The following is a 6592-nucleotide window of genomic DNA, read 5'->3' as shown; positions in this document are numbered from 1 at the left end:
CCACGAGTCCGGGACGCCCGGCCAGACCGTCGTGCTCACCGGCGGGGTGCGGACACCCTCCGACGCGCTGGTGGGCCCCGTCGCCGTCGGGGCCCTGCGCATGCTGCACGTCGACCGCCTCTTCCTGGGAGTGCACGGCATGGACGCGCAGGCGGGGCTGACCACGCCGAACCTCGTCGAGGCCGAGACGAACCGCGCGATGATCGCGTCGGCACGCAGGCTGTGCGTGCTGGCCGACCACACCAAGTGGGGCACGGTCGGGCTGAGCACGATCACCGAGCTGTCCGAGGTCCACCAGCTCGTCACCGACAGCGGCCTGCCCGCGCGGGCCCGCACCGCCCTCGCCGAGGTCGTCGGGGAGCTCATCGTGGCGCCGGACGTGGTGGCGCCGCGGTCGGGCAGGAGGGCCCCCGCATGAGCCTGGCAGCGCGTCGACGCACGAGGCGCGAGCTGGCTGACGGCCGCGAGATCATCTACTTCGACGACCACGCCGCGCCCCCGCGCGAGGCCGTCGACACCCGGGACCTCGGCGAGCGCGCCCTCGCCGGCGAGCTGCGCCGGGACGCCCTCACCGGTGACTGGGTCGCGATCGCCGGCCACCGGCTCCACCGCACGTTCCTGCCACCGAAGGACGAGTGCCCGCTCTGCCCCTCCGGCCGGGGCACGGTGCCCTCCGAGATCCCCGAGTCCGACTACGACGTCGTCGTGTTCGAGAACCGTTTCCCCTCCTTCTCGGCGCACGCCGAGGAGGGCGCCGGCACGGCATACGGGATGTTCGAGCACGTGCCCGCCCATGGGCGCTGCGAGGTCGTCTGCTTCACCAGTGACCACGAGGCCAGCTTCGCCTCGCTCCCTGCCTCCCGCGTGAGGACCGTGATCGAGGCCTGGGCGGACCGAACCTCGGAGCTCGGCCGGCAGCCCGGCGTCGAGCAGGTGTTCTGCTTCGAGAACCGCGGTCAGGAGATCGGGGTCACGCTGCACCACCCGCACGGCCAGATCTACGCGTACCCGTTCGTGCCCTCCCGCACCCAGTCGCTGCTCACCGAGGCCCGTCGGCACCACGACCGCACCGGCCGGTTGCTCGGCGCCGACATCCTGACGGCTGAGCGCAGGGACGGCTCGAGGATGGTGCTCGAGGGCCGGCACTGGAGCGCCTACGTGCCGTATGCCGCGCGGTGGCCGGTCGAGGTGCACCTCGCCCCCCACCGCGACGTCCCCGACCTCGTCGCGCTCGACGGCGCCGAGCGCGACGAGCTCGCCGAGGTCTACCTCGACCTGCTGGGCCGGCTCGACCGCTACCACCCCAGCCCGGACGGCAGCCCGCTGCGGCTCCCCTACATCGCGGCCTGGCAGCAGGCGCCGGTCCACGTCGGCCGTGACGTCTCGCGCCTGCACCTGCAGGTGATGTCCGTGCTGCGGGCGCCGGGGAAGCTGAAGTACCTCGCCGGCTCCGAGTCGGGCGTCGGCGGGTGGGTCAACGACGTGCCACCCGAGCGGATCGCCGCGCGACTGCGGGAGGTGGGCGGATGAGCGTGCAGGCGACCCCGCTGTGGCTGCCGGCGTCCGACGACGCCGAGGTGGCGGGCGCGCTCGCGACCGCGTTCGCCGACCGCTTCGGGCACCGGCCCGACGGCGTCTGGGCCGCGCCGGGGCGGGTCAACCTCATCGGGGAGCACACGGACTACAACCAGGGGCTCTGCCTGCCCGTCGCGCTCCCCCACCGCACGTATGCCGCGGTGCGGCTGCGCCCCGACGGTCTCGTCCGCGCGGCCTCGCTCCAGCAGGACCACGCCTGGGAGGGCACCCTCGACGAGGTCGGGCCCGGGCGGCCCGAGGGGTGGACGGCCTATGCCCTGGGCGTGCTGTGGGCGTTGCGGCGCCGGGGCATCGAGGTGCCGGGGGCGGATGTGCTCATCGACGGCCGGGTGCCCCTCGGCAGCGGACTGTCGTCGTCGGCCGCTCTCGAGTGCGCCGTCGCGGTGGCGTACGCCGACCTCGTCGCGGAGGTGGGTGAGCTGGCGCCGGCCGAGCTCGCCGCGGCGTGCGTGACGGCGGAGAACATCGTGGCGGGGGCGAGCACCGGCGGCCTGGACCAGACCATCGCCCTGCGCGCGACGGCGGCCCACGCCATGCTGCTCGACTGTCGCGACTTCACCGTCGACCACGTCCCGTGGCGGGTGGGCGACCAGGGCTGGCGGGTGCTGGTGGTCGACACCCGCGCCCCGCACGCCCTCGTCGACGGCCAGTACGCCGAGCGCCGGCGCAGCTGCGAGGAGGCGGCCGCCGCGCTGGGTGTCGCCGCGCTGCGCGACGTGGCCCCCGCCGACCTGCCGGCGGCGCTGGAGCGCCTCGCCCCCGACGACGTGATGGTCAGGCGGACCCGCCACGTGGTGACCGAGATCGAGCGGGTGCGGCAGGCGGCGTCCGCGCTGCGGGCCGACGACGTCTCGCGGCTGGGCGCGCTGATGACCGCCTCGCACACGTCGCTGCGGGAGGACTACGAGGTGTCCTGCGCCGAGCTCGACGCGGTGGTGGAGACGTCGCTCGAGGCCGGTGCCGCCGGAGCCCGGATGACCGGCGGGGGCTTCGGCGGCTCCGCCATCGCGCTCGTGCGCCACGACGAGGCGCCCGCGATCGCCACAGCGGTCACCGAGGTCTTCGCCGGCCGTGGGTGGTCCGCGCCGCAGGTGCTCGAGGCGGTGCCGTCAGGCCCTGCCGCTCGGGTGGGCTGACGGCGACCCCGGCCACCTCCCTCGGGTGTCGTCCCTCCTCTGCCAGCCAGGGGCCTGGGGAGCGCGCGGGCTACCTGTGCAGGACGACGACGTCGTAGTCCGTGCCGGCGGGAGCCCCCTGCCCGAACGGAGGCGGCAGCCCGAGGTCGAACCTGGCATTGACCAGCGCCAGGTCGTCGCCGTGCCGAGCCACCGTCGTCGGGACCCGGAAGAGACCGCCCACGTCGTCGTTGTCGACCACCTCGGCGACGACACCGCTCGACAGGTCGGCGGCCAGCCGGAGCCTGACGAGGCGGTTGGTGGCGTTCTCGACGACCCAGAGCGTGCGGCCCTGCAGCAGCAGCCCGTCCGCGACACCCGGGTTGATGGCGCCGTCCGGCAGGTCGACCTGCTCGCTGGCCCCGGTCTCCGGGTCCACCGTGTAGAGCCCGCCGAGGACGGTGTTGTTCACGATCAGCCTCTCCCCCGACCGGGTCGCCTCGATGCCGTTCAGACCCGGGAACGTGCCGCCGCTGTCGGCCGCGGGCCCGGTGACCGGCAACGTCCTGGGCGTGCCGATGCGCCCGGACCCGCGCAGGGGGACGACGAAGAGCTGTGGCGTGAACGAGTCCGTGACGTAGACCGCGTCCTCGGTGACCACCAGGTCGTTCAGCAGCGCCGCCCCGGGGTTGGCGACCCGGATGTCGGCGACACCGGCGCCGGTCCTGGCGTTGTAGACGAACACCCGCCCGGTGAGTCCGCCCGCGACCCACAGCCGGTCCGGGCGGTCGTCGCGGTCCTGGACCTTCAACCCGACCGCCTGCCGGTTCGCGGTGTCCACGAGCAGGGAACCCTTGCCGGTGCGCAGGTCGCCCCGGTAGATGTCGCCGTCCCAGAGCGAGCCGACGAAGAAGGTGGCGTCCTCGCCGACGGCGATGCCCTCGGGGGCGAAGTCGTCCGGGAGGGGGACGGATCGTGCCGCCGGCGCCGCGGCGGCGACGGTGAGCAGACCCGCTGCGAGCAGGACGATGATGCGATGCCTGGCCATGGGGGACCTCCTGGAGGTGGCGGGCTTCGATCCCTCCGCCCTATCCCTGGTCACGCGTGGGCGCCACCCCCACCTGGCGTAGTCCCGGGGGGCCCCTCACGTCCCGAGGTCGTAGTCGACGGTCACCGCGGCGTGGTCGCTCCAGCGCTGGTCGTAGGTCGCCGCCCGGCCCACCGTCGCGGCGGTCGCGACCTTCGCCAGTGGGCGGCTGGCGATCTGGTAGTCGATGCGCCACCCGGCGTCGTTGTCGAATGCCTTGCCGCGCCAGGACCACCAGGTGTACGGACCGGGCCCGGGTCCGTGGAGCTCGCGGTGCGTGTCGACCCAGTCGCCGTACTCGAACCACCGGTCGAGGTAGGCACGCTCCTCCGGCAGGAAGCCCGCCTTCCCGAGGTTTCCCTTCCAGTTCTTGAGGTCGTCCTCACGGTGGGCGACGTTGAGGTCGCCCGTCACCACGGCCAGCTGCCCGAGGGCCGCCCAGCGCTCGAGGCGAGCGGTGACCGCGTCGAGGAAGCGGTACTTCTCCAGCTGTCGAGCGGTCTCGGCCTCCCCCGTGTGCACGTAGGTGGACACGATGGACACCACCCCGTGGGGCGTGGCGTGGTCGACCTCCACCCACCGCCCGCTCTGCGCGAACTCCTCCGGGCCCACGCCGACCTGCACGCGGACCGGATCGACACGGCTGACCACGGCCACGCCAGCGCGCCCCTTGTCGACCGCTTCGGTGTGTGCGACGTGCCACCCGCCGAGACCCGCTACCTCCAGCGCCTGCTGCAGCTGGGCATCGGAGGCCCTGACCTCCTGGAGGCACAGGACGTCGGCCCCCTGCTCGGCCAGCCAGGACAGCCCGCCCCTTCGGGATGCCGCGCGGATGCCGTTGACGTTGGCCGTGATCACTCGCATGCCCCCATTGTCCGTGCGACCCGGGAGCGCCCGGCACTAGGGTGGCCGCCATGGCCGATGAGCGTCCCGACACCGAGCCGACCGAGAACGTCGCCTCGCCGACCGACAGCCATGACGGTCACGAGGTGACCTCGAAGCCGGCGGAGCCGAAGGACGACACGGTGAGCACCCGGCACACCCTGCGGGTCGGGCGCCGGGCCCTGAGGTACACCGCCACCACGGGCCGGGTGGTCCTGCGCGACGAGGTCTACGAGGACGGCAAGTTCACCGGGTTCCGGCCCAAGGCGGAGATCTCGATGACCGCCTACGTCGTGGACGCCCCGAAGACCGACAACCGCCCCGTCGTGTTCGCGTTCAACGGCGGCCCCGGCTCGTCATCGGTGTGGCTCCACCTCGGGCTCCTCGGGCCGCGACGGGTCGTCATGGGCGACGTCGGAGAGCTCATCGCCCCGCCCTACCAGCTCGCCGACAACGCCGAGTCCCTGCTCGCGGTCAGCGACCTCGTGTTCATCGACCCGGTCTCGACGGGCTACTCCCGCGCCGTCGAGGGCGGCAGCGCGAAGGACTACCACGGCTACACCGGCGACATCGAGAGCGTCGGCGAGCTGATCCGGCTCTGGACGACCCGGCACAACCGCTGGATGTCGCCCAAGTTCCTGGCTGGCGAGTCGTACGGCACGCTGCGGGCCGCTGCGCTCGCGGAGCACCTGCAGACCCGACACGGGATGTACCTCAACGGCGTCATGCTCATCTCCAGCGTGCTGGACCTCGGCTCGGTCGGGCTCCACGAGCCCGAGGACCGCGGCTTCGTCAACTTCCTCCCCACGTATGCCGCGGTGGCGCACTTCCACGGCAAGCACGGACGCAAGAGCCTCAAGACCGTTCTGGCCGAGGCCGAGGCCTACGCCGAGCGCGACTACCCCTGGGTGCTCTCACGGGGCAGCCGGCTCACCGCTGCCGAGCGCACCGCGGCTGTCACCACCCTGGCCCGGCTCACGGGGCTCAGCGAGGACTACGTGGAACGCAGCGACCTGAGGATCGAGCACGTCCGGTTCTTCACCGAGCTCCTCCGGGACCGCGGCCTGGGCGTCGGCCGGCTCGACAGCAGGTTCACCGGACCGCTGGCCAGCGGCGTCGCTGAGAAGTACGACGCCGACCCCAGCCATGACGCGATCTCCGGCCCCTACGCCGCGGCCTGGAACCACTACGTGCGGGCGGAGCTCGAGTACAAGAACGACCTCCCCTACGTGCAGCTCTCGATGAAGGCCAACGAGGAGTGGTCGTACAAGGAGTTCGAGGGAAAGGCGGTGGACGCCGCACCCCAGCTCGCCCGCGCCATGCGGGCCAACCCGCACCTGCGGGTCCACGTGGCCTACGGCTACCACGATGGGGCGACCCCCTACTACGCCGCCCAGGAGGTGCTGGCCCACCTGCAGATACCGGCTGCCCTGCACGCCAACATCGAGCACGCGTTCTACGAGGCCGGCCACATGATGTATGTCCATGAGCCCAGCCGTCTCGCCCAGAGCGCCGACCTCGCCGACTTCGTCCGCCGAGCCAGCCAGCCCTGATCGGCCGCGGGGCGACCCTTCGCCGGCGGCCCTCGCTCAGCAGGACGCGCCGAGCCTCTCAGCACCCCAGCCTCCACGAGGATGCGAGTCCATTCCGGGGCGCCGGGCCCCTCGACAGCGCCGCCCCCTCCAGAACGCAGAAAGGCCCCGCACCTTGGAGTGCGGGGCCTTTCTTGAAAGTATGTTCGGCTGCGTCCTACTCTCCCACACCGTCACCCGTGCAGTACCATCGGCGCTGAAGGGCTTAGCTTCCGGGTTCGGAATGGGACCGGGCGTTTCCCCTTCGCTATGACAGCCGAAACTCTATGGAGATGTCAATCGGTGGCCGGCGTGGTGCCGGCCGGGTTCCCGACCGTTTC

At 72.7% G+C, this 6592-nt stretch carries 6 protein-coding genes and 1 rRNA gene; 4 read left to right on the top strand and 3 right to left on the bottom strand.

What is annotated here, in order from left to right; genetic code table 11:
• The 3 genes from VIB11_RS16910 to galK form a co-directional block, all read left to right on the top strand.
• A partial coding sequence (locus VIB11_RS16910) for a DeoR/GlpR family DNA-binding transcription regulator (RefSeq protein WP_414695881.1) occupies positions 1-418 on the top strand: 418 nt, incomplete at its 5' end.
• Positions 415-1530, top strand: coding sequence for a galactose-1-phosphate uridylyltransferase (galT, locus tag VIB11_RS16905; protein ID WP_332057236.1), 1116 nt, complete (start codon positions 415-417; stop codon positions 1528-1530). The genes VIB11_RS16910 and galT, both read left to right, overlap by 4 nt.
• The gene (galK, locus tag VIB11_RS16900; RefSeq protein WP_332057235.1) at positions 1527-2732 is read left to right on the top strand and encodes a galactokinase; all 1206 of its coding nucleotides are present in this window, start codon (positions 1527-1529) and stop codon (positions 2730-2732) included. Before galT ends, galK begins: the two co-directional genes overlap by 4 nt.
• 70 nt (positions 2733-2802) lie before the next feature.
• Here the strand turns inward: galK and VIB11_RS16895 are convergent, their stop codons facing one another.
• Both VIB11_RS16895 and VIB11_RS16890 read right to left on the bottom strand, forming a co-directional pair.
• Positions 2803-3759 carry a hypothetical protein gene (locus tag VIB11_RS16895; protein WP_332057234.1) on the bottom strand — a complete coding sequence of 319 codons (957 nt, stop codon included), beginning with the start codon at positions 3757-3759 and terminating at the stop codon, positions 2803-2805.
• A gap of 96 nt (positions 3760-3855) precedes the next feature.
• On the bottom strand, positions 3856-4662 hold the full coding sequence (locus VIB11_RS16890; RefSeq protein ID WP_332057233.1) for an exodeoxyribonuclease III: 807 nt from the start codon (positions 4660-4662) through the stop codon (positions 3856-3858).
• A 50-nt stretch (positions 4663-4712) separates the two neighbouring features.
• On the opposite strand from VIB11_RS16890, the gene VIB11_RS16885 reads away from it, so the two are divergent.
• Entirely contained in the window at positions 4713-6233 is a 1521-nt protein-coding gene (locus VIB11_RS16885) for a S10 family peptidase (RefSeq protein ID WP_332057232.1), read from the top strand.
• A gap of 183 nt (positions 6234-6416) precedes the next feature.
• Here the strand turns inward: VIB11_RS16885 and rrf are convergent.
• Positions 6417-6533 (bottom strand): 5S ribosomal RNA (rrf, locus tag VIB11_RS16880).
• Positions 6534-6592 lie beyond the last annotated feature (59 nt).

Source organism: Pedococcus sp. (assembly GCF_036554925.1).
Lineage (GTDB): Bacteria > Actinomycetota > Actinomycetes > Actinomycetales > Dermatophilaceae > Pedococcus_A.
Note: the sequence above shows the minus strand (reverse complement) of the source record. Positions and strands in the feature narration are given on the sequence as shown.

What these genes read in the sequence shown, in the direction of transcription:
- galK (WP_332057235.1), top strand. Translation starts at nt 1,527, where the DNA reads ATGAGCGTGCAGGCGACCCCGCTGTGGCTGCCGGCGTCCGACGACGCC.
- VIB11_RS16895 (WP_332057234.1), bottom strand. Translation starts at nt 3,759, where the DNA reads ATGGCCAGGCATCGCATCATCGTCCTGCTCGCAGCGGGTCTGCTCACC.
- VIB11_RS16885 (WP_332057232.1), top strand. Translation starts at nt 4,713, where the DNA reads ATGGCCGATGAGCGTCCCGACACCGAGCCGACCGAGAACGTCGCCTCG.
- galT (WP_332057236.1), top strand. Translation starts at nt 415, where the DNA reads ATGAGCCTGGCAGCGCGTCGACGCACGAGGCGCGAGCTGGCTGACGGC.
- VIB11_RS16890 (WP_332057233.1), bottom strand. Translation starts at nt 4,662, where the DNA reads ATGCGAGTGATCACGGCCAACGTCAACGGCATCCGCGCGGCATCCCGA.